The sequence below is a fragment of the Halalkalibacter krulwichiae genome (genome assembly GCF_002109385.1).
GTDB classification, from domain to species: domain Bacteria; phylum Bacillota; class Bacilli; order Bacillales; family Bacillaceae_D; genus Halalkalibacter; species Halalkalibacter krulwichiae.
Genome location: NZ_CP020814.1, coordinates 1,748,613 through 1,774,119, shown reverse-complemented (window position 1 = coordinate 1,774,119; position 25,507 = coordinate 1,748,613). Strand labels below are relative to the sequence as shown.

Below are 25,507 nucleotides of genomic sequence, written 5' to 3'. Positions count from 1 at the left end.
AGGCTGTCTCGAAATTACATTTGAGACAGCCTACTTCCCCTATTCTTTCATTAACTTATGGTCTTTCAATTCCTTTAACAATTCTTGTCTTAGTGTTTGTATTGCATTGTCTAAATCATTTTGCGTCTCTATCATGGCTTTCTGATTAAAGAAGATATTTGAAAGCACGGCTGGGCTGATTACTTTTTCTTGTTTTTCCCTGACCATCGTTGGTGGCGATGGTTGAGTAGATTGTCCTTTTTTTCCCTCATCTCTTGGCTGAACATTTACCGCTTGTCTACGAAGCTTCTCTTCCATGCTCTTTGCTTTGGACTCTATATCGTTTGTAAGATGTTGAACTTCTTGTAATAAGAGACGAATTGTAGTTAACTTAGATTCATCCTCAATACGTTTCCTTAATGTTTTAACTTCTTGTTCCTCTTTTTCAATGAATTCAAGTATAGATTCCTCAGCTGAATAAAACTCTTTTGTAGATGAAATACGCTCTTCCATTTTTCCTACTTGTACAATAGATGCTTGTCTTTGTTCTTCTACTTCCTCTGTAAGTTTTTCATTTAATTGAACTATCAATTTTGATAGTGAGGGTATCTCACGATATGGCTCATCTGCAATTAAAATACGATTGATTTCATTTTCAATCACTTTTAGATCATCATTACGGATAATAGCCAAGTCCTGTTTGTTCTGCTCAATCGCTTTGACAGCATCATCAAATCGTTGAATCGCAGATTTATGATAAAAATTATTTAGTTGTTCGATGTTACTAAGCCATGTTTCTAACTCATCTTCTAAATTGATAAACTCTTTAACAAACTGTTCAGGTTCACGTATGGCTACAACTTTTTGTACGCCTGTCGCTACTTGAGTTAACATGTTATCCCCGGGATAAGGATAATTGTGTGAAGGAGCTTGTCTTTTACGATCTCGAATCGCATCTAATGGGTCTAAGAAGCGCTCTTTTAGTTGAGCTTTGATAAATTGATCGTAATCTTCATACGTATCAAACGTATCGTTTCGCCCAAAGAAATCCCGAATTAATTCATTCGCATTGATCTTTACTTGTCGATCCATTTCAACTACTGGTAAAATCATTATTTTCTCAAGTTCTGTCACTCTCGTCAGACGGTCAAAGAAAGAATTATTTGAAGGAGTAAATGGTTCACCTGAATATGTCAGCTTACACTTTCCATCTTTTAGTAAAGCTAACAATATCCCGATAGTATCTTGATCACTCCAACCATACGGAATACCACGAAACTTCTCTAAAAGAGCTTTGACCGTCATTTTATCATTCAATCTTGCTAAATCGTCGAGTACAAACGCAACCTCCTCAACGGCATTCTTGTTGTTTGTTTCACCAAATAGGTTCCCTTGAAGCCCTTCTGTTACAGCTTTTTTCCATTCTTCCTTTTGGTTTTTAAATGATATTGGTGTATCGACATATTCAAGCTTACGATATGTGTTTTTTACGAGCATTTCTAAGGCACTATTTGTTTGGGTTTCAAATGAACCTTTGAATACACGCTCTTGCCCTTGTATAAAGAACCTTGCACCTTCACAAGACTTTACAAGTAGCTCTTCTGCTTTTTGTGCAAATTCATCGATTTGCGATTCTTTTTCATCGTAAATTCTTGATTGCGCTTGTGTTGTCGTTGTTGTTCTTTTTCGTTTGATATAGCTTTGTACTTGTTCGATGTACTTCAAAGCACTTTCTGCTTGAGCTACAACTTCCTCGTTTAAACAAATAATTAAATGCCCTTCATTAGCCTCTAATGCAGCCGCTTCGTTCGACATAAACACAGAGTACACTTGCATCGTTAGAGGGTGATTCATTTGTCCTTTCGTATAATTATCAAAGCGCTTATTAAACTCAAACGGTATATGCAGCGCATCTTTTTTATAATCAAACTTCACTTTAGGATACATCTTACGGAAGAACATATCACCAAGTTGAGATTTAATCGCAATATGATTCACATCTTCTACCCTAATTTCGCGATTAATTTCTTGTTCTTCATCTGATAAGAATGAGTATGTTCCATCAGCATGTTGCTCAATAAACATTGTCTGCTGCAAGCGATTTAACGACTCTTTCACTCTGTATTCTAATGGTTGTCTTTCATCGTAAATGGTTTCTAATAACAAGGTTGCAATATTGTTGGCAGTAGCTTTAATTTCATCAATTCCTTTGATTAAATAAAGAACTTTTAATACCGCTACGTCTCCTACTTCTAATCCCTCATTATTCCTAGCGCGGTCCTCTGCTCGTGCAATGGTACTTGTGATTGAGGATTCTAGAAAACCACGAATAGAAGGGTAGAATTCTTCAAGTGTGACCATATGTTTTACATCATAGCTTGCATTTAACTGTCCAGCCTCTTGAAAGGCTTTCAGTAACGAACGTTCCCCGTGAGCTAAGTGAGCCCCACCTTCTCCTTGATGACGAATCTTATTAAAGATTTTTTGTAGTAGTTCTACTTGATAAGGAACAAATGGATAGAGTGATACAAACTCACTCGATGAGCGATATCCTGAACGTAATTGGGTCTTGTTATCGAACGCAAGACGATTACGAATCATTTGTTCTTCTTGGTCATACATCGTTTGTAGTGTATCTGCTCCCACATCTGTTTTCTCAAGTAAACGACGCTTGATTACTTCATCTGTATTGGCACTCGATAAATTAATTCGAGTCGCAAAACGTCCTTGGATCTTTGAGAAATCCTTCGTACTATCAAGATTTGATACTGAGCTTTCGATTTTTTCTTGCGATGTTACAATAACCCATGCTTGTCCTTTACACCGGTTTCCGATGTCTTCTACGACTGTCTGTAGGTTCAACATTAAACTTGAATTCGTACCAATATATTGTCCAACTTCATCGACTAGGAATGTCAAACGGTACTCTTTTCCCCGATTTTCACAATAATCTGCAATTAACTGTGAAAGACGTTCTGAGTTCATTTCAAACGTTTTCCGATTAATATCGAAAAAGTCTGTTGCCGTATCTTCGTCATAGCCTATTTTTACAAGTGCTTGAATTATTTTTTTCTTTCTTAATGTAACTTTTAGACGGAATTGCTCCCAGCTCGTGTCAGATATCGATTGAATTGCGTCACGAAATTCCCCGTACTTCCCATCGGCAGCTAGTTGTCGTTCCATCTCCGCAACCCAAAGTGTATCAGAGTAACCAAGATGTCTATTAAATACACGTAAAAACACTTCAACAATTCGCTCTTTATCAGTAGATGAAGAAGAAGATTTAGAATCAATGTTAAAGAGAATCGCATCTGATTCTTTTTCCGCTACTTCATGCATCATTGACAGTAAATCATCTTTTGATGTTTTTTCTTCAAAATAGCTAACTGGCTTTTTCCCATCAATCTCTTTATTATCTAACAAGTAGGATAAGATTTTAAGAAAGTGTGATTTACCAGAGCCAAAGAAACCAGATACCCACACACCAATATTTGTTGACGGATTTTTGAATACAGCAAGATAGTTCTTATAGAAAGTTTCTAAATAAAATGAACCCTCTTCGGTCATAACATATTCTTCAAGCTCATTTTTAATTGTTCCTTCATCAAGCTGACCAGCTTGAACAACACCATTTATAGGACGGTGTATACTCTTTCTAAATAGCTCTTCAACACGCATGATATCCCCCTAAGAAATACGTGATAATTGATATTGGTCTTCATTGTTTAATCGATTAAAGAGTCGTAACTCTAATCCTGTGAAATGACCAGGATAAAATAAAATAATCGGCTTCCGGTAAGCAGCATTAGAAAGCATTTTCAATATTTGACTTGATCTTAAAAATGGAAATGAGTTCCCTACCCCTGTAATAAATAGAATCTCTGCTTCTCCTGCTTGTTCAATAAAGGTATCTACTAATGTATCTTGCTCATCTAACATCGTTTCCACTACATCAACGATACCTTCATATCCTTCTTCCTCACTAATCTCTAACAGATCGTCCAACTCATCTTCAAACAGGTTTAATAAGAATTGAAATAAATTAATCTCTTTAATGTCCACTGTTGACCGCTGGATTAAACTTGGAACATATAAACGGACTTGCAGTTCTTCTTCTGGTGGATAGTCAAATACATAATGAGGAATTTCACTACCTATTCCAGTAGGGGTCGTGAAACCTTCCTCATGTATTCGTTTTTCTAACCGTTGTAATCGTTTGTATACTTCACTCATCTTCTCACCTACTTTAACGTCGCCATAAGAGAAAGAAGTCTATCGTTCTTCTCGGCATATTCTTTTAGTTCTGAACTCATATGTAAAGGAACAATTTTAAACGTATTTTTATCTTCTTGATTAATTAAAGCACTCTCTCTAAAGAATTGTAACATCGCACTAATAAGACGCTTCTTCGTGGATTCTTTCCACTTCATCACTATCTCTGACTGGACTTCTTTCTTCTCAAAGAAATAATAAAAGTCACTTCTTACAAATGTTTGCTGATTTATTTGAGAGTTAGGTACAATTACTTCTAAAAAGAATTCATATGGGATTCGATATATTTTTAAAAAGGTATATAGATTGATTGCCTTCATGTCGTATGCATGACTTTGTAGGAATAAATTCGATAACTCTTCATCTAATGCATTGACTCGTCTATATACCAACTGAAAACGAGCTTTAATACTATCTACACTTCTCATTTGGAAGGTGTTTTCTTCAATAAGCTTTTCAAGAATCTCCGCACGAGTAAGCCCTTCTTTTTTCAGTTGAATCACCGTACGCATTTCTGTTTCAAACCAAGCTTCCGTCATAAATGTTGCTGCATAATTCATCGTTAGTAACACCTTCTTCATTCACCCCAATATTGAAGACATCTCTAATAAATTATACCTTTTCTTTAAAGGAAAAAAAAGGAACGAGTGTGATTGTATAGGAAAAACACATAGACCACCCAACACATCTTATAAAATAATATTTAAAATATAATCATCTTCCTCCATTAACTTTCATAGGTGTCTACTAAAAATGGGGAGACGAAGATGAAAATTGAATTTGCTAGTTTCAGAAAAATCGAACATGATTGAAATGTATCTTTTATCTAGCGAAGGTTGGCGGTAAGAAAAAAGAAGAAAAGGGGTACCTGCCCCCAGTGCAATAAAGTGTTACTGCACTGGGGGCAGGCGCTACATTCGTCTATTTCTTAATCTTTATATGATGTAAACCAAGCAGATTTCTGTTTTGTTGCAAGACCTCCGTTTTTAGAGTAGGTAAATTCAATCCCTTGCCTTTTTAATTGTTGTATTATTGGGGTTAGCGCTTCTTCTTCAATTATCCATAAAGCACCACCTTTTGATCGCTTATCGATTACTTCAAAACCTTCACTTTTTAAGTAAGACTTTAGAGTCGGTGACTGGTTAAACTTTATATCGTTCATCTTTAAAGATTCATCCTCGGAGATGGTAACAATTGGTGTACTAATTTCTTCCTCAAACAAGGATAGTTGCTCTTGTTCGTCTCCGGAGAATAGGTACATTTGTTCCACCTTATTTGACACATGGTTACCCTGGCTTTCTTGGGTTATTTTATCCTTCTTCTTGCCTTTATTTTGTGGATTTTTTTTCTTTAAAGAGATGGATTTAGTCTTAATAGAGCTCGCCAATTTATCACTGTTTTGTTGATTTTTGGATGAACTACATTCATCAAAATTGTCTTCTTCCATAGGCTCTTTTTCGAAACCTTCTGGCCTTATTTCATAAAAGTCTAATGTTTCCCACAGTAAATCAAGTGCTGTTTCAGGACTTCGATAATACTCGCTCCCTCTAACACGCCAGAATTTCCAACCACATCTTTCTAGAATTCTTTGTCTATTCATGTCGTAATCATAACGTTCCGGACCATGCCACTGATCCCCATCACATTCAACAGCGATTCTTCCAGTTGTACCTTCAACAACCAAATCAATTCGGAAGCCGGCAACTTCATGTTGAGGAACCACATTAAATCCTCTTGTTGATATTTGATCAAAAACGGCCCTTTCGAAGTCACTTTCACATTTTTCACGATTAGATTCCATTGTCTCTTTAGATGGATTTTGGCAATAAGCTATTAATTGGTAACGTAAACATGATTTATTTCTAATGTCATTAACTGTAGGAGTATGGAATAACCAAAGCTGATCTTTAGCACGACTAACTGCAACGTTAAATCGGCGTGTATCTTTATCAGAATTGATTGCTTTCAACGCTGTTTCTCCAGGTGCTGCAACTAAACTTAAAAAGATGATGTCTCGTTCGTCCCCTTGGAATGCATATGCATCACCGCAAATAAGGTTTCTTCGTTCCATTTCTTCTGTTCCAATTTCATTTACTAACAATCTGTGAATTTCTTGGGCTTGACCAATATTTTGAAGACTAATTACTCCCATCGTTTTACCATTATAACGCGGGTCATTTATACAATTCTTTATTTGTTCAACAACAGCCTCAGCCTCTGGACGGTTCAAAACTTTTTGTCCTGATCCTTCACGATACCCATTTATTATGTGTTTCGTCTTTATTGGTTCTAACCTGTTGGGCGGATATTGCCTTCAAGGAGTTAATGGTGTATTTGTATAACTTATTTTATTTGAGAATTCAATAATTTCCGGCATACATCGAAAATGCTCCCGTAATGTAATTCTTCCTCCAAAAAGAACGTTAGATAGGTCAAAGAATGAAGTATCACCATCGAGCATATCTGCTATATCAAAATCAAATAAGTATTCTTTACGTAGATAGTTAACAGCATTCCTATTTAGACCAACATACTCAGGACTAATTTGTTTATTATCACCAACAACTATTAATTTTTTTGATAAATACTTTAGAATAACAGCCTCTGGCCCTGATTGACTCGCTTCATCAATAATTGCCACATCAAATAAATTCGGTTCCATTTTAAATGTGTCAAAAACTCGATACAAAGGCAACACCCAAGCTGGTATGGCATCACGACAATAAGTCATATGGTATTGAGCATCTTTTAAATGTCTTGGTGCATGAGGTCCTGTTTTTTTCCCTGCTTTTCTAACAGCAGTTGACCAAGCGATTAAATGCTGGCGTTGTGTCTCTGTCATATTTATTAATGTAGAACTCCATGCTTTATTAGCACCTAGTTCTGTGAGTGTTGTTTTAATATCTTTCGCAACTTTTTCTAGGTCTTTCGTTAATTGCTCCACATCGAAATTGATAAAGTTATTTAACCAAGTATTCACCTTCGCCCAATTCAATGCTTTATTAAAATACTCTATCCTGTTCTTCCATTCAACATAATTTGTGGAATGGCTAAGTTCATCGTAAAGGGCTGGCAGACTTTCTTTTAATAGCATTTTTAATTTGCTGAAACGGTTGGATTTAGTTGCATAATGTTCTAATTGTATTAATTGATCATAGGAGGTAACATACTCTTCTATGTTCCTTTTTGTAATCGATGTCCTGATTCGTTCAACAACATCATGCGTATCTGTCTCTACTCGTCCCAAAATTTCAAGCATATTATTTAACGATTCTTCGATAGTTTTTATTTCAACTTTAACAGCAACTAATTCAAGTTTGTTTTTTAAGGATAAAAGGGAATCTTTCGATAGATTATTTGACAACTCTAATGGAATTTCTTCAAGCAAATCTCCCAACTTCATTATTTCATTAAAAATCTCTAATTCATTTTTTATAGCTGCTATGGTTAATCCTCGACCTGTTTTCTTGGGAAGCTCTGTGTTCAGTTGGTCATTCATTAAATGATTCATTAAATTAATCGCACAGTCGACTGTTAACACTTCTTCCAACCTTATAAGGCTTTCGAGGTTATCGCATTTCCTTCCATCTATCTTTACATCTTTTACGATATACCAAGAATCCTTTACCACTTTTGGACGAATTAATGGAAAGCCTAGCCCTTTACCACTCTCTAGGTGTTTACGTAGTAAAGATGTATCTGACTTCACGTCATTTAGTGGTCGTTCAGAAAGACCAGTCACTACTACAAGACTATGCTTTTTTGATAATTCACTAACTTCATTAAGTAGTGCCTCAACTTGCTGATAAAATTCTTTCCACGCTTGTGCCTTTTTATTTGATAAATCATCTAAAACTCGCTGAATCCAAGTTTCACTCTTATTTTCCAGTAGTTTTATAATAGAAAGAACTTCTTCAGTAGTTGAAAATAACTCATTTCTTGTTGCATTAGAGTAACGATAAAACGGCTTTAGCTCTTCTTCAGGAATGTGCTGATGTTTAGTTAGTTGTTCTCGTAGTGAATATTCCCTATATGTGAGTCCAGTAAATTCCTCAGGAGTCAATAAACTCTTAGAGTCTGGAAAGGTACGTTTTAACTGTTCCTCTATGTTCGAATCAATCTCATCGAAAAGACTAACTAATTCCATAATTTCATCATTAGTTAATGGAAACTTATAATCTAAAGGAACATTATCCGAAATCCACCCGTACTGATCACTATCTTTTCGTAATTGTTGGGCTATGTTTTGAGCAGTACCTACATAAGCTCCATCTATTAGGTGATGCTTATACGTTTCACTTTCTCTTATTGATCGAAGTTGATGTTTTAAAGCTGCTTCATGCTGTTTTAAATCATGGAGCTTTTTAATATGTTTTCGATTTCTTTTTGTGTCACATCCGGATCCCAATCATCACGTTCATTAGAAATCATATGTATCACGTGTTCTAAATCCTTAAACGATTGTGAATCCGCCCCTAATAAACTCACACAAAGACCTTGAAGCTCTTTAGGAAGTTTAGCCTTTAAAACTTTTAACGCACGGTCCGTTTCTGAAGTAATCAGCACTCTTTTTCCAGTTGCTAGTAAGTGTGAGGTTAAGTTAGCAATCGTATGACTTTTCCCAGTCCCAGGTGGACCTTGAACAATCACTCCATTTCGACTACTTAACCTGGAAATAATTTTTTCCTGTTCTTCATTGGCTTCTTTCGGAAAATAGATAATATTGTCCTCTGCTTCCACACCAGTGTCCATTCCCTCTATACCATTGGGTTGTAAGTCATCCATAGTTTTAAAAATGCGGGTTACTCCTTGTGGTATGGAACTAGGATCACTCTCTATATTATCTATAATTTTCGTACAAGCTTGTTGAAAGCCTTTTTCCACCCTTTTCCTTAAGATTAATGCTGGACTGTATAAAACAATAGGTTCATTTGCAAAATTATGTTTATTTTCTATTTCTTCTTCATAGTAAACACCTTCAGCAGATAATGATTGCACGTAGGATCTTAAAATGGTATCTTGTGTGGTCTTGTCCCAGAAGTTTTCTTGTAATAAATGGATCAATTCAATAACCGGCTGAAGTGAAGAACTATCGAGCCGATCTTCTAACTCCAACATATCTTGTTCTAAGTCTGGATTAATCCCTTGAGCAGTAGGAACAACCGTTATTACACCAGTATCCGCATCAAAACCAAATGTTGCCGGAACATTTAATAGGTGGCAATGGACAATTTGCCCATTCGGTGACTTCCAGTTCAATAAACCAACACCTACAATCAGCTCAAATTGTTCACCTAAATTTTTATGCTTTTGGTAAATGGAGAATAAATCTGTATAGATCGATTGAACTTTCTTAAAGCGAAATACCTCTTCTTTCCAAGGCATCCACTCGTTTTCCATGTATTTTTGAAATTCATTAGTAATTTCAGGATGGTCGTTTAAATTTATGTATCTTGGTTCTGGTGATTCATCCTCATCATCTTCAACATAGTTAGGATTAGGAATTTGTTCAACCAGCTTAGGCTCTTTATTTTCATTATTTAATTCATCTTCTGATTCTAACCAAGTAACTATTTTCTCAGATGGCGAAGAGACAGGAGGCTTAATTGGCTTTTCGATTTCTATCCATACATCATGAAAATCTCCATCTTGTAATGGGGTGGTACATTCCTTTTCTTCAGGAACTTCAGAAAACCACAAAACATCGTCGTAGTTTTCCACGTTACGAACTAAAGGAGTCTCCAGCATCGAAAATTCTTTCAAATATGTAAATAAACGCAAAGCCCGCTCTTTATCTAAGTTAGAAGAGTTCATACTAACATCCCCTCCAAAAGTCTTATGTAATAAGAAATACTCCCTCACTTTTTTTTACAGTAAAGGGAGTGAACAATAAACCTATTATCATTACAGTTTCTAGAAGAGACTACATAAGGCAATAATTTAACTCCAAACAGGAAAGGCATTAATGAGAATGTCCTTAATTCTTTTTGGCCTAGCATTTGTACTATTTATTTTAAGCTATTAGCTAAGATAATCATCAATTAGCATTTTGAGATGGTCAAACATTGTTGCCTTAAAGTTAATGGCCTTAGTCAATATCTTTATTTGTTGTGAATCTGTTAACATTGCAAAACGTTTCTCTCTATTTAAAAAAGAAACAATAAATTTTCTTCTTTCGTCTGTTAATCTTTTTTGATCTCTATAAGGAAGTCCAGCACGTTTGTATAAGAACTTCTTAACTTCCGGCCTAAATGCTTGATTATCAATCCAGTTTAATGTTATTTCAGTAGTATAGGCATTTATATGTTCAGCTGGAACTGTTGGATTATATTTAAGGTCACTAAGTTCTTTTTTCGTTAAGGAGGTATACTGGATGACAGTTTTCCAAATCACTTTTCTACTTTCCAGTAACTTCAATACACTTTGCCGTGTACTTTTCGTTTGTTCACCACTTGGGTGACTTCTTCTCAATAGCTTAAAATACTGAGAAACCCTCCCTGAATATGGTTCTAGTATACAAGGCACAGTCTTCATCAAAGTTTTATTAACGATAAAATGATAATAATCATATTTTCCAACCAAAATATATTCATCTTTTTTAGGATCTTTCTCTACAGGGAATAGTAAATCAAAGGTCGATAGGTGCTGGAAATTCCCTTTCATTCTATTGAGAAACACACCCGTCACATTAGGGCTGTATAAAGGAACTATCTTGTCCAATGATATATATACAATATCATCATGCGAATCATGTTTTATTGAACTATTAGCCATACCATCCCTCCTCATACTTAACATATGAGTTGAGAAAATTGTCCTATTACAGACGTTTTTCTTACCACAGTATGTATCAAATAGAACTTGTATGACTTATGCATTAATAGCTGAAATCCATTTAGGAATAGCCCACGGTGCCTAAAAAGGTCCCAAATGTCAAGGTTCTTCAAATTGGATTTTGGTGTCAGAAACCACAAAAACATAGAGAACTTAAATGTCTTTACGCTTTGTCAGACGCCATTACTTCTATAATCTATTATACTTGAATGTTTTCCCCATACATTCAACAAAATCAGTCATAATTTTCTCCTGGAATATCCAACGGCATATTATTACTAGAATGCTAGTCTTAACGCTATAATTCAACCCACCTATTAGCTGAAAAAAACTTTCTAACTCTTGAGCAATGACAATCTGTAGTGAATAAGTTGCATTTCATTTTCCTCCATAAATTTTTTATCAAAAAAGTACATATATTATTACGGTAATAGCATTTTAAGAAAGAGGTGGCTTCAGTCTTACTCCCATATAGGGTCAGTAGTTCAAACAACCAGTTCAATGGTGTGGTTACTTAGTAACTAGAAGAGTAGCAAAAAAAGTAATCGTCATTCCTCTCACCAACGAATTCTATATACGAGCTTAAAACCTAGCTCCTCTTCCTTTTTCGTTAATTCTCTGACAAGTCAAACCCTTTTTTATGCAAGCTCCTAAATACTGATTTACGTATGCTTTTACAAATTCATTACGAGCTTCGACATCCTCTGCTTTTTTAAACCAACCTACCTTTTTCAGGCGTTCTGATTCAGGTTTGTTATTCCACTTATAGAGGGCATGTTCCTCAAGCTCCGCAATATACCTATGAATAGTAATAAACTCTTCCAATCTAGCGCGTTGTATTTTTACACGCAGCTCTTGTTGCATGTGGTCTACATTAAGTTCCTGTTTTACGAGTTCTTTCTCTAGAAGTTCTTGTATAAACCCTTTAACCGTTTTATTGAAATCTATTAAGCGCTCTGTCAACACATCTTCTAGTGTATCCTGTACTTGATAGCACAATTGCATTTTAAATAACTCTAATTGAGATTTTATTTCTTCTTCATCGTCTACTAAATCCTCAACAACCTCATAACGCAATTGCACTTCTTTACTGATTTGTTTATAAATTACATGGAAAGGTACATCTTTTTTCCTTTGATCCTTTATATACATAAAGACCTTTAAATCTTCTTCATCGTATACCCTTTTATTTGTAACGGGGTCTTTATTAACGAAATGTAGTTTGTGTTCTTCAAGTCGTTTCACCCAACTTTCTAACGTATTGGTAGGCAAGCCTAATGCTGTGGAAAATTCACCTATAAACATTACATTACTCATATTTATCCCTTCTTTCTTAGTGTTTTTTTTTACATTCGGATAACCCGGATAGCATTCTTTGCTATACAAATGACCTTATCGGCAGCATATACTAAAATTCGAACCCCAATTTTAATTCCAATTTAAGGGAAAGTTGGTGTTAGTATCTTCCCTAGAGCTTTGGAAAAATAAAAAAGAAGACGTAGGAATTATGATAATCCCCGTCTTCTATGGAAGTAACTTCATTGGCGCTTATAATATTGGCTAACCCTCCATACCAATGAACTATATTGTTAGATTGATTTAGTTAACCCAGCTATGCCATCTGCAATAAATTACCACCACATGTGGAGCACATATACTCCACATGTGGTGGTAATTTACGTTATAGTTTTCACAATAATCACTCGTAATAATAAAAAAATATTTGAATCTGTAGTAAACATAATATTCTCTCAAGTATTAATTTTGTAGAATGAAGAATAACGCCTACGATACCATATGTTGTATATACATATGGCTTTAGCAACAGACCTTTACCTATTGCCCCTGTTGTTGTGATAATGCCCCACATTCAGACCATTCCCATAAATTCACTCTTCATCTAAGAATTGACTCATTTCTTCTTTAGATAAATCTGTAGGTAAAACACCTTTGTGTTTACAGTATTCCCCAATGCTTTTATCTTTACCTTTGGTTCGGACGGACTAGGTGGAAAAGCAAAAACACCATCCTCGAAAGCATCATCAAATTCCTCAATTTTTTTCCGCTTCATTACGATCACGCCCCTTTTTTATTTTCTGATAACTCACGGTAATAATAATTCGTTGAAAGTCACTATCCGAAAAAATAACAAGCAATTTACTGTTCGGCACCGGCCACTCTCTTTTCTTATTTTTTTCTTCATTGTATGGAATCGAAAGAAGGTGCCGACATAACTGAGATCGATCAATATTACGCTGTATACACCGTTTTTTAGCATGAGTAGTAAAAGCAAATGTGTATCGCACCATCGTTATCACCTCGCCATATATAATTACCAAGAACGTATGTTCCTCATTCTATTTTAATTAACCTGTCGTTCCCATTCAAGATGTATTTGGTTTTGCTAACAGCTATGCCATTAATCTAAAGAAAAATCATCATCCCCTAATTTCAACCACTCCCTACTGTATTCAGTTGATATGTTCTTACCCTTTAACGAAGTATAATTGAAGATTTATTGAAATCCTCACAATAAAGCTTATCTATTGAAACGAAATTGTTTTTTTGGTTGTATTGTTGTTATGATGATAAAAAAGGAGGTGGCGTAGTGGAACCGAAAAGTTCTGACGGTAAGCAGCAAATTATCCGCGAATTGGTAACTCATATCCAAGATGATAGTTCGTTCAATTATTTAACAAAATTCACTCTTACGACTTATGCCACCCAGTTGAAATTCAATAATTTCGTGGTAGGAATTTCTCCAAGTGATGACACAGTGATATCCAAAAATATTGACGTCGTAAAGGCACAATACCTCTTATCAAACCTCATTGACTGTCTCGTTATCAATTCATTGACGGTACAGAGCTTTGCACTAACTAAGTATTATTTGGACTCGCTGTACTTGCTCATCTCCGAATACGGGGACCTACATTTTACATACCAACCACCCTATCTAATTCGGAGCAATGAATTATGTGAGCAGCTTGGAGTTTCTCGTGAAACGATTATGCGGATGGTTAACAACGGAATGGAGACCGTAGAAAACGTTGGGCATTCTTGCTATCCGAAACATAACTCTTTTTACTGGAAGGATGGCATATGGGCTTCACGAATACAAAGCTTGCACCAACAACTGAAGTTGAGGAACCAAACGAAAGAAGATCTGATTAAAGAAATTGAAAAGGAAATTAATCATTTTACCGCTCGTTATAACGGGGATTTTTATACTGTATTTTCTGATGTCCTGAGTGGACAGAAGGACAAATATGAACTAGAAGAACCAGATGATTTAATGATTGGAAAAGTTTATTGGAAGACTTAGCAGAATTAAAGGGGAATGGTTAAAGTTACTTTTGGACGGATTAGCGGACTTTATCAACTTGCAACATGTAAAAATCAATAATGCTCTTGGGTCTATGGAAGAGAAGCCCTCTCTATAGCTATGAACTGTTACAGCCACAAGACTATACTATCTTAAAAAAGCCTAATCACTTATGATCACAACCGAGGAATTAGGCTTTGATCTTCTGTAATCTCGTCAATTGTTGGAAATCATTTTCTAGTGAATAGTATGGTTGTACTGTACAGTAATTGTAAATTTTCAAAACATTAATTATGTTAAGAGACTATGTTTCCGCATACCACATGGGTTGAATAGTGGTCGCAGACTATTTCAATACTATCTGCGACACGCACTCAACCTGGCTTGGATGGTGATCGCAGACAAGATGTAGTGGTGTTTACTGCGGCGATGAGCAAAGCGTTCAGCAATTTACTGAAACACTTGGGAAAATTGAATCCAACCGAACAAGAACGCGTGCCTCCATTAGAGTTTCACACTCTAACGGAGGCACGTATGTTCGCTTTTTTTAGATATCAACATTAACGTTTAACAGAGCCTAAAATAAAGAGCCTCGCAAACTATATCAAGAATTATATAATCAAACTCTTTCTTCGAGGTATTCATTGATGATAAGAACTTCTTGTTCTTTCTAAAGGACTTCCACAAAAGTTTTTTATCCTTATCATCTAATTTAATTTTATATAATAGATTTGATAATGCGATTATCAAATCTTTATGTGAGGAACATAAAACTTCATTAGCTTTTCCGTTACCTTCAGTAATAAATTTGCTGAAGTCTTCTTCATTATACTTTGGTTGCAAACCTAATATCGGATTTACAAGCAATTGTGTTAATGCTGACATCAAATTCACATAAGCTCCTAATTCAAACTGCTGAGCTTCGGTCATATGATTATAATCCACTCCAAATGATTCTATCTTTTCAATCGCATCGTTGAGTTTAACACTTTCGTCTTTTATACGAGATATGCGTTCATTAAGCTCGACAATTGCAAGTTTATATGATTTTTCATCTCGCTTACTTATCAATGTAAAAATGTTTTCAAGTCGATTCCGATCACTTTTAGTCTTCCAAAAAAGAAGTCCACTACCCAAAATTGCAATGCCTGCAATTGCCCAACCAACAGGCCCAGCAAGAGCTAAGATAGCGTTTCCGGCTACCATACCGCCACCACCTGCCGCAAGTGCTCCACCACCTAACCACGCTAATGCAGCATTAGTGGCTGCAGCACCACTCAGAGCGGATATAGCCGTTCCTGTTGATGCAACACCGAAAGTTGTAGCTATTCCCATTGCTGCAGTAGGACCAAGGGCGGCTACTGCTACACCTGCGCCAACACCTGCTACACCTTTTTCAGCATTCTTGGCGACAGCATTTTTATAATCTGACTCAATTTTTTCAACCTGTTGTTTCCAATACAAACGAACTTCTTTTAGTTTTTTATATTCCAAGTGTTTCTGACTTGGCACGTTTCTAATTTTATCAAATTGCTCCTGAATATCGTTTAATGCAATATAAAGATTGCTAGTATATTTTCCAAGCTCCTCTATTTTTTCATTTGTCTTTTTGATGGTAGATTCAACTTGTTCTTGAGCAATTTGTAAATTTGATCTCTTCTTACTCACACTTTATCTCCCCCAAAAAATAAGAATCTATTTCCATCTTATTTTTTAATATTTCATTATTTGGTACATTTCTCTTTTTAGCTAACAAAAAAGATTTTTCAAAAGCGTGTATATACATATCACTATTCTCGAAATCAGTTATAAAATTTAAAAGATTTTTATCATCATATAATTCCGATAATAGTTGTAGTCCCTCAATATAATTTTCTACAACCAATTTTTCTTTTCTCGCAAAGATTATTTCTCTTTCTGCTTTTTGTATGCCGATTTCACGCTTAACTTCACCATATAAGGAAATAGTAAGTCGTCCAACCCCTACAATATTAAGACGCAAGAAAAACTCAGTCGGATTAAAAGATCCTGCACCTGTTACAAAACCACGAACAGTAGCATCACCTATATCTATAAGGCAAAACGTCCCATGTGCTACAGTCAGCATTCTTTTAACAGTTGGATTTGAAAAAGGCTCACACTTTTTCCACATAAGTGAAAACGAACGAGTTTCTTTATCGGTTTCAGCAAAATATTTGATAAGTCTTCTGATAGCAAAAACAAGTCGAACTAACATCTCGTTTATAAAAACTGGAATGGCTTGAGTCGACTGGAATCGAGCATCATATCCTTTGTTATATATATTTACAGCTAGCTCGTTTATTGAGTTATCAAACTGTGACACAGGAATATTCAAAGTCCTTTTTAATGCAATGATATCATTTGTCCATGTCCATAAAGGAGAAGGAATCCCCATTCCACGGCCCTTGGTACCTGATGAGCCTGACATATCAGATATTAAATGACCAAACCAATTAGTAAATGCACAGAAAAACTTGCTTGGTATGTTGTTTCCTCTTAACTCGAATTTCTCATCTGCATCAACTAAAGATATAAGTTCACCACCGGAAATAAAATGCGAAGAATTTTTAAACTGGTCTAATATTGAAAAGAACAAACCAAGCAAACTTGGATTATGTGCGAGTGATTTAAAATGATGATTTGTCGGACTTAAATCAAAAACAAAACTTGCCGCGTCACCAGCTCCACGCTGGTCATATGGAATTTTAAACTTATTTTCAAGAAAACGAATTGCTGAAGACAAAGAGTTCTCTCCTTTATCTTCCCATCCGTACAATTTAGCAAAATCAGTTGTTCGATTAGCAAACCACTTATCAGTAATATCTCCGAGAGGTGATTCTCCAGGTTTACCAACCAAGAAAATATCAATGATGCCACACAATGTACCTGAACTCGCAGCTAATATATAGTCCAATTTATCACAACTAGGCTTTAAGCATTGAATTGACTCAATTGTTTCATCTAAATTATGTATTTCTAATTCTGCTTGACTTAATGCTGCGACAATAGACGATGTGAAGTCATATTCACCATCCACAACACTCATCTCAAGCAACAATTTTTTATTTTGATTTTCTCTAAGTATCTCACCCACCTATGCACACCTCATTATCACTTATTTTTGTTCTTCCTATGATCGTGATATGTAATTTTAACCTCTGCATACAACTGAAAATCATCGTAAGAATTAATTTTCTTCTCGCTATCAATATGATTGATTCTACTTAACCCTCATCGGTTAGCCAACCAGTAATAATATCATAATCCAAATTTACCGTAATGTTTGTATATCCAGCCTCTTCAAAAGATTTTACTACATCTTCATAGTTCATCCATTTTGCATCAGGGTACAGGACGTGTTAATTCTTTCCCGTTTGGTGTAACGTCATAGGTTTTTTCAACCTCTTTGATTTCCAAGATTGGATTGTATTTGTAATAAAGAATGAACAATTTATTGTATACCTTTGTAAGTTGCTCATAGGTTACATTTTCTAAATGTTTGTTTTTCTCACTCTTGCTTTCTTTTAACCAAACGAAAAAAGTCGTGAGTGCAGCAGCTATTAAAGGACCTGCAATATATTTTAAAATTAAGTCCATTGTCTTACCCCCTTTTATTTCATTTGCTTTGACTTCACCCAAAGTTCTCCAAAGTCATAATTACTGCGTGGATCATGTTCCATTTCAACCAATTTCTCTCTCACACTTACCAATGCTATTTCAATGAGATTATTGAAGAATTGGATAGGATAAGAGATTTTCCACACTTCCCATTGACCGTCTTTTTCTAACATTGTGAAATGAACATAATGTGGATAGTCAACATGGTCAAACAATTCTTGAGCACCAATTGATCTTGCTTCATGTACTAAACTATTACGATATTTCCACAAGAGGTTTACATGAGTAAGAGTGTGTATATCCACACCCATGATTGAAGTATTACCTTTAGGCATTAAGTCTTTTATTTCCTTTAATGAAGAATCACAACTAAATGGAGTTGCACTTGCAGGTGGGTAACGATCTATTCCTTTAGAGACATGTTTCTTTAATCTTTGAAACTCATGTTCTTGTGTATTCTCAAGAAGTAATGCCAATTGTTGAAGGCTCACTCTTTCTGCGTCTTCCCATTCACAAAACTCCATTATAAATCTTTTGAACCTATCTATATTACGGTATCTATCTCCGTAAACTCCATTGGAGATTGTCTCTAAAAGACTAAAATGCAAGGTCTTTTGGTGGTTTTTTAAGAACCTTTCTCCTTGAAGTTGGTTTATTGATTTTTGTATATCTTTCATTGCTTGAATGTATGAATCAATGCCCTCTTGTAAATCCATTGCAATCCTCCATATATTTCCTTATATTAAAAGTGTATCTCACAAACTACTTTTTTCCAATAAAAAATCTTTCCACCATTTGAATCATGAATAGACGCTTGACTTAAAGAAATTCCAATTCCACCTTATCAAATTTCTTTATTGCTTTGTGGCTTGTAACAGAAAAAGAGACCACTTAGGCCTCTCTCTCATCATTCCCAATCTTATTTCACTTTCCTAACTTAAAAATGAAGATATTTGTTGCATAGTAAACCGTCTACTACGAAATAAAGTGGTTCCCTCAAGGGGCTCATCATTAATAACAATAGAAATTCGAGAGGACCCAAAGACACATTCGTTAGAATAGACCGAACAGTTCCGGTAACAGCGTTTAGAGAGTTCACAGATGAATATATAGTCCTTCGTTACTTTTTATGTAGAAGCAGACTTAGTGGTGTTACAACAATCGCTATGCGTAAACAGACCTAACTGGCGTTTAGGGTCTTAGGTCAATCATTCAACATAGACGAAAAGGCGAACACAGAGATTAGATAACGGCTCTTGTTTTTAGGTGCATATAGGCACTTTAAAATCCCGTAATTCATGCGTTCATTTTCGGGCCAAAAAAGACCCTTTTTTAGCAGGATCAGGGGGAAATATAGTCCTGGTTATTTTAAGGTTTTTGAGCGGCTAGAAGAATCCAGTAAGGGCGCGATTCTGACGTGTATTTTGATAACAAAATCCTCGTCAGTGGGTACGTCAGTCACTGACGGAATCACTGACGGAGATATTGAACCAAAATCAACGTCCTACCTCTCTCCGAAAAACCAATTCCTTGTCTCCTACCCCCTCACTAATTTTCCAAGGTAATCTTTATTTATTACTATTAGATATATAAAGCATATTTTTACCGAAGCAATAGCAATTCATCTGGTAGAAAATCCCGCTATTTGCGACCTTCGAAATTTTTTACTTCCTGCCGATAAGGCATAGTATCAGCTGATAATTAAATATCAACATGTGGCGATTGTTATTAATCTATTTTCTCTGCTTTAAAAATAAATAACATCTTAGAAGGAGTGACATCAATGATAGAAACACTGTTTATGGCATTTAATAAATGTGTCTTTTGGCAATTAAGCGTATGCACCAATTTATGAATAAGCGCAGCTTTACACGGAGAGGTGGTCATGATAGGCTACTATGCCTGGCAAGCTACAAGCTTGCCGTGTTGCCAAATTTCATGGCCATAGAGGCTCCGTGTCAAGCTCATCGCGTATGGATAAAGATACGGATTTTCGTATTCCCTTAATTGCCATTTCATACAAAAGTTAATTGCCAAATACAAAACACAACCAAATAATAGTCTTAGTGAAAATAATTTCTTAATTGATCCAAGCGAAGTCAAAACCGTTCAAGAACTATCGGTAAGTTTAAATATCCCTGTTCCACCCGATACAGTAATCATTTCAAAGACGGAACTAGAAGAATTACAAAAATTAAAATTATTCGGAGTCTATTGGGCTATGAATGATCTTGAAAAGAAAGTGAATAGAAAATCAGATTGGATTAAAGAGAACATCCTCTATCGAACAAAGTTTAAGGAAATCCTCGATTCAGAAAATGGTGGGTTTGTTTTCTACCCAAAACCCAAAGGACAGACATGGTCATTTCATGCATCAAAAATGGCAAAATTTTTGGATGAGAATTTCCAACGAATTTTTTCTTGATGTATAAATAACAAGTAGACCTTCGTTTTATATCTACAATACTATCTGCCAAGCATTATCAGGTGATAGTGCTTGGTAATACCCCAAAACATCAAAGAGGTGAACAACAATGGCAAGCATTCAAAAGCGGGGAAAAACCTATCAATATACTGTTAGTCACGTGGTGAATGGAGTTTCAAAACCAATACGGAAAGGTGGCTTTAAGACAAAAAAAGAAGCTCAAGTAGCAGCAGCAGAAATAGAAACACAATTAAGTAAAGGTATTTTACCACATTTAAAACCTGCTCCAATTGATGAGTATTTTGAAAACTGGGTAAAACTATACAAAAGAAACCTCAGTACAACTACATTGCTTCATTATGACTATACGCTGAAGGCAATTCGAGAACATTTTGGCAGCAAACCGTTGCAGGAAATAAGGCGACATGACTACCAATTATTTTTAAATGAATTTGGAGCAAATAAATCTCGGGAGACAGTTGAGAAAGTGAACACGCATATCCGCTCGATGGTACAAGATGCTTTAGAGGAAGGAATTATTCATCTGGATTTTACGAGGAAAGCTGTGTTGACATGGACAGTACCAGCTAAAAAGCCAGAGGATAAACACTTAAATTATGTAGAAACTAAGCATTTGAAAAACGCAGTTTACAAACTTTTAGATCAAGGTTTAGGCTACTATTTAATATTATTAGCACTTACATCCGGCGTCCGTTTTGGAGAGTTAGTCGGATTAACAAGAAAGGACTTCGACTTCATAAATAACACGATATTGATTGAAAAGACGTGGGGTTACATGAAGCGATCACCAGAAGGGTTTGGTCCACCAAAAAACAACGCATCTCACCGCATAATCAAAATTGATGAAAAAACAATAAACGCATTTAGGAGATTGTTTGAAACATCACCACCGAATATGTATCAGTTAGTTTTTTATAGTCCCCAATCTATGTACAAAGTAATCAGTAATACTAATGCAAATAAACTATTACTTAAAACATTAACTGAACTAGGCATTAATCCAATTACAATGCATGGATTACGCCACACTCACGCAAGTGTTCTGCTTTATAAGAAAATTTCCATTAACTATGTGAGTGAACGGTTAGGCCACAAAGATATCGATACGACCTATAAATACTATTCCCATGTTCTGAAAGAATTACGGGAAGAAGATGAGAAGAAGACGGTTGATACTTTTGAGGATATGTAAGCTCAGAGCCGAGGCTCTGAGCATTTAAGGGTCTAATTGTCGAGCTAATTTACTTACTACAAATTATCACTATTAATGTTATTCATTTAACTCCTCTTTTTCTATTTCCTTTTGTATCCTGTCAAATTCACTAGATGCATCATCTACAAATTTCTGAAAAATAGTCGCCCTTATCATTCTATCGATATTCGAATTTAATAATAATAAAGAGGTTGATATTTGCATTAGTGAAATAATGGTTAGTTGACCAGGTATAGATAATCCATAATTACTCGGTCCAAAAACATATCCATATTTTTTTATTCTTTCATCTTCAATATTTCCTAAACTATTATATAAACCGGTGGGACTTGCATGTATATGGTAATTTGCTAGCTTATAATAGATAGCTAGATGATCAATACCTGCATTTTTTTCTAAGTCACTAAAGTAAATCTTACTCTTATGAGGGAAAATACTTTGTGCCCAAGAATATGGTTTACTAAAATGTCTTCCATACTTCGCTAACAATTCTTGATAATCTTTTGTAATACTATCAAATTCCACTTGGTTAACTCTAAAATTATCATCTTTTTTTAGGTAATTATTGATTTCTTGATAATTTTCCACAATTGAATAATCAGCAAATTTACTTATTACTTCATTTGTAAAATTTTCATCTTCATACCTTGAAGTCAGATTCCTAAAAAAGACATTACATTCATGTAGCGTTCTCCATCTAGACATCGCCCCATCTGAGAAACCGGCTTTAAGCAAAGTATATATTTCTTTACTAACCACAATAGCTTTAGTAAAAAGTTTCATTAATATATCAAAAGTAATAGGTATAGAATATTTATTATCTTTTTGTTCTGCATGATTTTCTAAGTAATCGTCAATAATTTCCATTGCACTCTCTTCAGATATTTTGATAACTGCAGCTAGATCATAGAATGCATTTAACCATCTTAATTGAAGTCGGGATTCAAATTCCTGTCTAATTAACCTTTCTTCCTCTACCATCATAGGACTCTTTTCTCTAAGCGATAAATAAATTGGGTTGGCATATTCATCAACGCTTTCTTTTGAATAGAGTTTCTTTATAATCGATATAAGTCTCTTTTCGTCAATCTCTTCTTTATTTTTTATTTTTTCATCAATGGATTGATTAATTAAGTCCTGTAACATTTTTTCTATATCATTGAGGCTCATAAGGTCACCCTCTCTCCGGAGTTTCTTGACTTACTATAATCTATATACTACTTCTTCATGCTTTTTCTTTCTTAAATCTCTTATCAATTGTGTTACCGTTTCCTCGGTAACTATTCCTCTTTCTTGAAATTCATCTAAAACAGCATCGTTTTGCCACAGTATTGAACAGTGATACTGAGTGCCAATAAAAAAATATTTATAGGAATTTGATCTATCGTGTTCCTCTACTTCGAGTTCACTAAGACTATGTACTTGGTCCCCAATTTCTATATAACCTGAATTCTGGTGATAGCCATGTACTATGTGTTTATTATTTATTATTAATGCACTAAAAGTCTCTTCTCCATCTATAATAAATGGTTCATTTTCTTCTGTTTCGATCAATATTAAATCATCATAAACACTACCAGAAAAAAGCCATATTCCTTTTACCTTAATTTCTCTATAATCTAATAGGATCTTTTTATCTCCCAAATACTTTAGTTTACTGAAATCAGAGTTTCCTATTCCAGTATTAAACCAAAGCTTACGTTTGAAGTTTTGCTTATTGATATTTTCTACAAGCCTTTTTACATATTTCTCATCTTCAACAAACTGTAGACCTAAAGAGACAGAAGGGCATGTAGCTCTAATAACATTATTAAATAAATACATTTCTTCAAAAGGATCAACTTTTCTTCTTGATTCCTTAATTTGATCAATATGTTGAAAAATTTCACTAATACTTTGATACCTTTGTTCGTGGTTATTATAAAGGCACTTATTAATTACATTTTCAGTAACTTCTGCTTCATCTGATTTAAAGACTTCAGTAATTTTACGTCTATTTGTACCTCTATGGGTTTCGCCAAAGACAAACCATTGGCAGACTTGGCCAAGAGCGTATATATCCATTGATGGAGCTGGAATAGCACCTTTCTTTGCTTGTTCAGGCGCCGAAAACTCATAGTTCGCTAATCTTTCTTTCTTTTCAGTTTTTGCTTTTAGTGTATATAACTCTGGATTATAGTTAGCGATCCCAAAATCAGTTAAAACAAAGTTGGTTTCTTTTGTCACCAGAATATTTTCAGGCTTAATATCTCTATGTATTATTCCATGTTGGTGTATTTTTTCTAAAGTATTGAGTAAAAAGTTAAACAACCTTATAAAGGTCTTTTCACTAATTTCCGGTGAATCTTGTTTTAATTTATTTAGTGCTTTTTCATATCTTTTCATAATAATAGCTGGTAATAAATAACCATCTTCACACTGTATTTCTTCATAATTTATATAATTGACGATATTAATACGTTCTTCTAATAAATTAACGTTAAAATATTCCGCTTTAAAACGCTCTAATTTACTTGATTGTTTACCCACCACAAGAAACTTGATCGCAACTTCTTCACCATTTTGAATTCCAGCATAGACAAGCCCATTACCACCTTGACCTATTTGTTTTAAATCAGAAACTTCACCCAATGACAAAGTCAAAGATTTGTTATTCTTTTTAATAAAACTACTTATTCTACTTTTGTTTTCATCTGCTCCAACCTGTTTAATATTATGTACTTCAGCCATTGCATCCTCCCGTTTTACAAAGAAAAATAATTTTTAATAAACTTAATTTTTTGGATAATTATCAATAGATCAATTATATAATACTTTTATTTTTATGGTAATAAGTCTAGTATCTATTTGCAAAGACAAACTATAGTCAAATTCTTGTGTAAAATTTGTGTAAAATGAATCCAAATCCTAACCTTTTCTATCCCATTCTCAGAAAAACAAAAAAACTCAGGAACGTTGATGTATCAACATTTCTGAGTTTATAATTTGTTTTAAACTTAACCTAACTTTATGTAATGGTACCGGTGGTCGGGGTCGAACCGACACTCCAGAAGGAACACGATTTTGAGTCGTGCTGGAACGTCTGGACGCTTAAACCACTAATATTCTGCTATTTAACATACGCATCTTAAAATTAAGTTATACGACCTATCAATTTTTGTTCATATTTTAGATTAGATTTCAAATTATTTAAATGCAATAATTAATATCTATTCTCTTATCATTAAAATCATCTTCTCCATTTTTAGAAAGAAGTTTGAAAAAGTAGATTTAAATATCTTGGGTTAAATGGGATACCTACCTTTTAGCAATGAGGGATCAGAGTTATTTTTTCAACTTAATGCGGAATGGTTGAACAATAACATCATAATTGGTGTTTATTCGATGGAATCAGATATTTATTGATTCTAAGCATATGCGGTGTTGGTGGATCGACTCATCCACCATCGACATGATTAGTCGCGGAAGGAACTGGCTATCAAAGGCATTACCAAAGCAAAATAATTAAATATCTAGGGGAAAAACTCTAAGCAAACTGTCGAATTTTTCTGCACTCTCATCTTACTAAATACAAGTGCTATACTTTATAGCTAAGATGACACAATTAATAAATTATAATACTTAGTTAACTAAACCTTAATAACTTTAAAATCTCCATCATATCAACATCATACCTTTGGCAACCACAACCTTTTGTTTTTCCTAAACGTAAAGATTGTGAAGTAACTTCTCGTTCTGTTCCACATCGACAGCGGCAAAGCCAATAAATATCCTTGTTTCGTGTATTCGCACGCCTTAA

18 protein-coding genes are annotated in these 25,507 nt (G+C 34.8%); 3 read left to right on the top strand and 15 right to left on the bottom strand.

What is annotated here, in order from left to right:
* Window positions 1-39: 39 nt before the first annotated feature.
* From brxC to BkAM31D_RS08860, 9 genes are all read right to left on the bottom strand, one after another.
* The gene (gene brxC / locus BkAM31D_RS08905; protein ID WP_066159884.1) at window positions 40-3,657 is read right to left on the bottom strand and encodes a BREX system P-loop protein BrxC; all 3,618 of its coding nucleotides are present in this window, start codon (window positions 3,655-3,657) and stop codon (window positions 40-42) included.
* A gap of 9 nt (window positions 3,658-3,666) precedes the next feature.
* On the bottom strand, window positions 3,667-4,212 hold the full coding sequence (locus BkAM31D_RS08900; protein ID WP_066159886.1) for a DUF1788 domain-containing protein: 546 nt from the start codon (window positions 4,210-4,212) through the stop codon (window positions 3,667-3,669).
* A gap of 8 nt (window positions 4,213-4,220) precedes the next feature.
* The gene (locus BkAM31D_RS08895; protein WP_066159889.1) at window positions 4,221-4,811 is read right to left on the bottom strand and encodes a DUF1819 family protein; all 591 of its coding nucleotides are present in this window, start codon (window positions 4,809-4,811) and stop codon (window positions 4,221-4,223) included.
* 368 nt (window positions 4,812-5,179) lie between these two features.
* Window positions 5,180-6,481, bottom strand: a complete 1,302-nt coding sequence (locus BkAM31D_RS08890; protein WP_066159892.1) for a PDDEXK-like endonuclease domain-containing protein — start codon at window positions 6,479-6,481, stop codon at window positions 5,180-5,182.
* Window positions 6,482-6,565: 84 nt separating this feature from the next.
* Window positions 6,566-8,659 carry a DEAD/DEAH box helicase family protein gene (locus BkAM31D_RS08885; RefSeq protein WP_066159895.1) on the bottom strand — a complete coding sequence of 698 codons (2,094 nt, stop codon included), beginning with the start codon at window positions 8,657-8,659 and terminating at the stop codon, window positions 6,566-6,568.
* Window positions 8,599-10,065 (bottom strand): AAA domain-containing protein, encoded by a 1,467-nt coding sequence (locus BkAM31D_RS08880; RefSeq protein WP_066159898.1) that lies wholly within the window; start codon window positions 10,063-10,065, stop codon window positions 8,599-8,601. The genes BkAM31D_RS08885 and BkAM31D_RS08880 overlap by 61 nt, the downstream gene beginning before the upstream one ends.
* 207 nt (window positions 10,066-10,272) lie before the next feature.
* Window positions 10,273-11,025, bottom strand: coding sequence for a hypothetical protein (locus tag BkAM31D_RS08875; protein WP_066159901.1), 753 nt, complete (start codon window positions 11,023-11,025; stop codon window positions 10,273-10,275).
* A 642-nt stretch (window positions 11,026-11,667) separates the two neighbouring features.
* Entirely contained in the window at window positions 11,668-12,402 is a 735-nt protein-coding gene (locus tag BkAM31D_RS08870) for a MerR family transcriptional regulator (protein ID WP_066159904.1), read from the bottom strand.
* 734 nt (window positions 12,403-13,136) lie between these two features.
* Complete coding sequence (locus tag BkAM31D_RS08860) at window positions 13,137-13,394, bottom strand: DUF4258 domain-containing protein (RefSeq protein WP_066159912.1); 258 nt, start codon at window positions 13,392-13,394, stop codon at window positions 13,137-13,139.
* Between the two features lie 299 nt (window positions 13,395-13,693).
* On the opposite strand from BkAM31D_RS08860, the gene BkAM31D_RS08855 reads away from it, so the two are divergent.
* Window positions 13,694-14,410: a hypothetical protein gene (locus tag BkAM31D_RS08855; protein WP_066159915.1), complete on the top strand. Its 717-nt coding sequence runs from the start codon at window positions 13,694-13,696 to the stop codon at window positions 14,408-14,410.
* Window positions 14,411-14,977: 567 nt separating this feature from the next.
* Here the strand turns inward: BkAM31D_RS08855 and BkAM31D_RS08850 are convergent.
* The 4 genes from BkAM31D_RS08850 to BkAM31D_RS08835 all read right to left on the bottom strand — a co-directional run bounded on the left by BkAM31D_RS08850 (window position 14,978) and on the right by BkAM31D_RS08835 (window position 18,765).
* Window positions 14,978-16,078 (bottom strand): hypothetical protein, encoded by a 1,101-nt coding sequence (locus BkAM31D_RS08850; RefSeq protein ID WP_066159920.1) that lies wholly within the window; start codon window positions 16,076-16,078, stop codon window positions 14,978-14,980.
* The gene (locus tag BkAM31D_RS08845; RefSeq protein WP_157108282.1) at window positions 16,071-17,525 is read right to left on the bottom strand and encodes a hypothetical protein; all 1,455 of its coding nucleotides are present in this window, start codon (window positions 17,523-17,525) and stop codon (window positions 16,071-16,073) included. Before BkAM31D_RS08845 ends, BkAM31D_RS08850 begins: the two co-directional genes overlap by 8 nt.
* Window positions 17,526-17,773: 248 nt before the next feature.
* Window positions 17,774-18,028, bottom strand: a complete 255-nt coding sequence (locus tag BkAM31D_RS08840) for a hypothetical protein (RefSeq protein WP_066159923.1) — start codon at window positions 18,026-18,028, stop codon at window positions 17,774-17,776.
* Between the two features lie 14 nt (window positions 18,029-18,042).
* Window positions 18,043-18,765, bottom strand: a complete 723-nt coding sequence (locus BkAM31D_RS08835; RefSeq protein ID WP_066159926.1) for a hypothetical protein — start codon at window positions 18,763-18,765, stop codon at window positions 18,043-18,045.
* A gap of 1,301 nt (window positions 18,766-20,066) precedes the next feature.
* Between BkAM31D_RS08835 and BkAM31D_RS08830 the strand changes: the two genes are divergently transcribed.
* Window positions 20,067-20,474: a DUF771 domain-containing protein gene (locus tag BkAM31D_RS08830; RefSeq protein WP_371807197.1), complete on the top strand. Its 408-nt coding sequence runs from the start codon at window positions 20,067-20,069 to the stop codon at window positions 20,472-20,474.
* A 109-nt stretch (window positions 20,475-20,583) separates the two neighbouring features.
* Entirely contained in the window at window positions 20,584-21,687 is a 1,104-nt protein-coding gene (locus tag BkAM31D_RS08825; RefSeq protein WP_066159932.1) for a site-specific integrase, read from the top strand.
* Window positions 21,688-21,765: 78 nt separating this feature from the next.
* Here BkAM31D_RS08825 and BkAM31D_RS08820 read toward each other — a convergent pair whose 3' ends face one another.
* Both BkAM31D_RS08820 and BkAM31D_RS08815 read right to left on the bottom strand, forming a co-directional pair.
* Entirely contained in the window at window positions 21,766-22,878 is a 1,113-nt protein-coding gene (locus BkAM31D_RS08820; RefSeq protein ID WP_066159935.1) for a DUF5677 domain-containing protein, read from the bottom strand.
* Window positions 22,879-22,911: 33 nt separating this feature from the next.
* On the bottom strand, window positions 22,912-24,438 hold the full coding sequence (locus BkAM31D_RS08815) for a protein kinase domain-containing protein (RefSeq protein ID WP_066159938.1): 1,527 nt from the start codon (window positions 24,436-24,438) through the stop codon (window positions 22,912-22,914).
* Window positions 24,439-25,507: the final 1,069 nt, after the last annotated feature.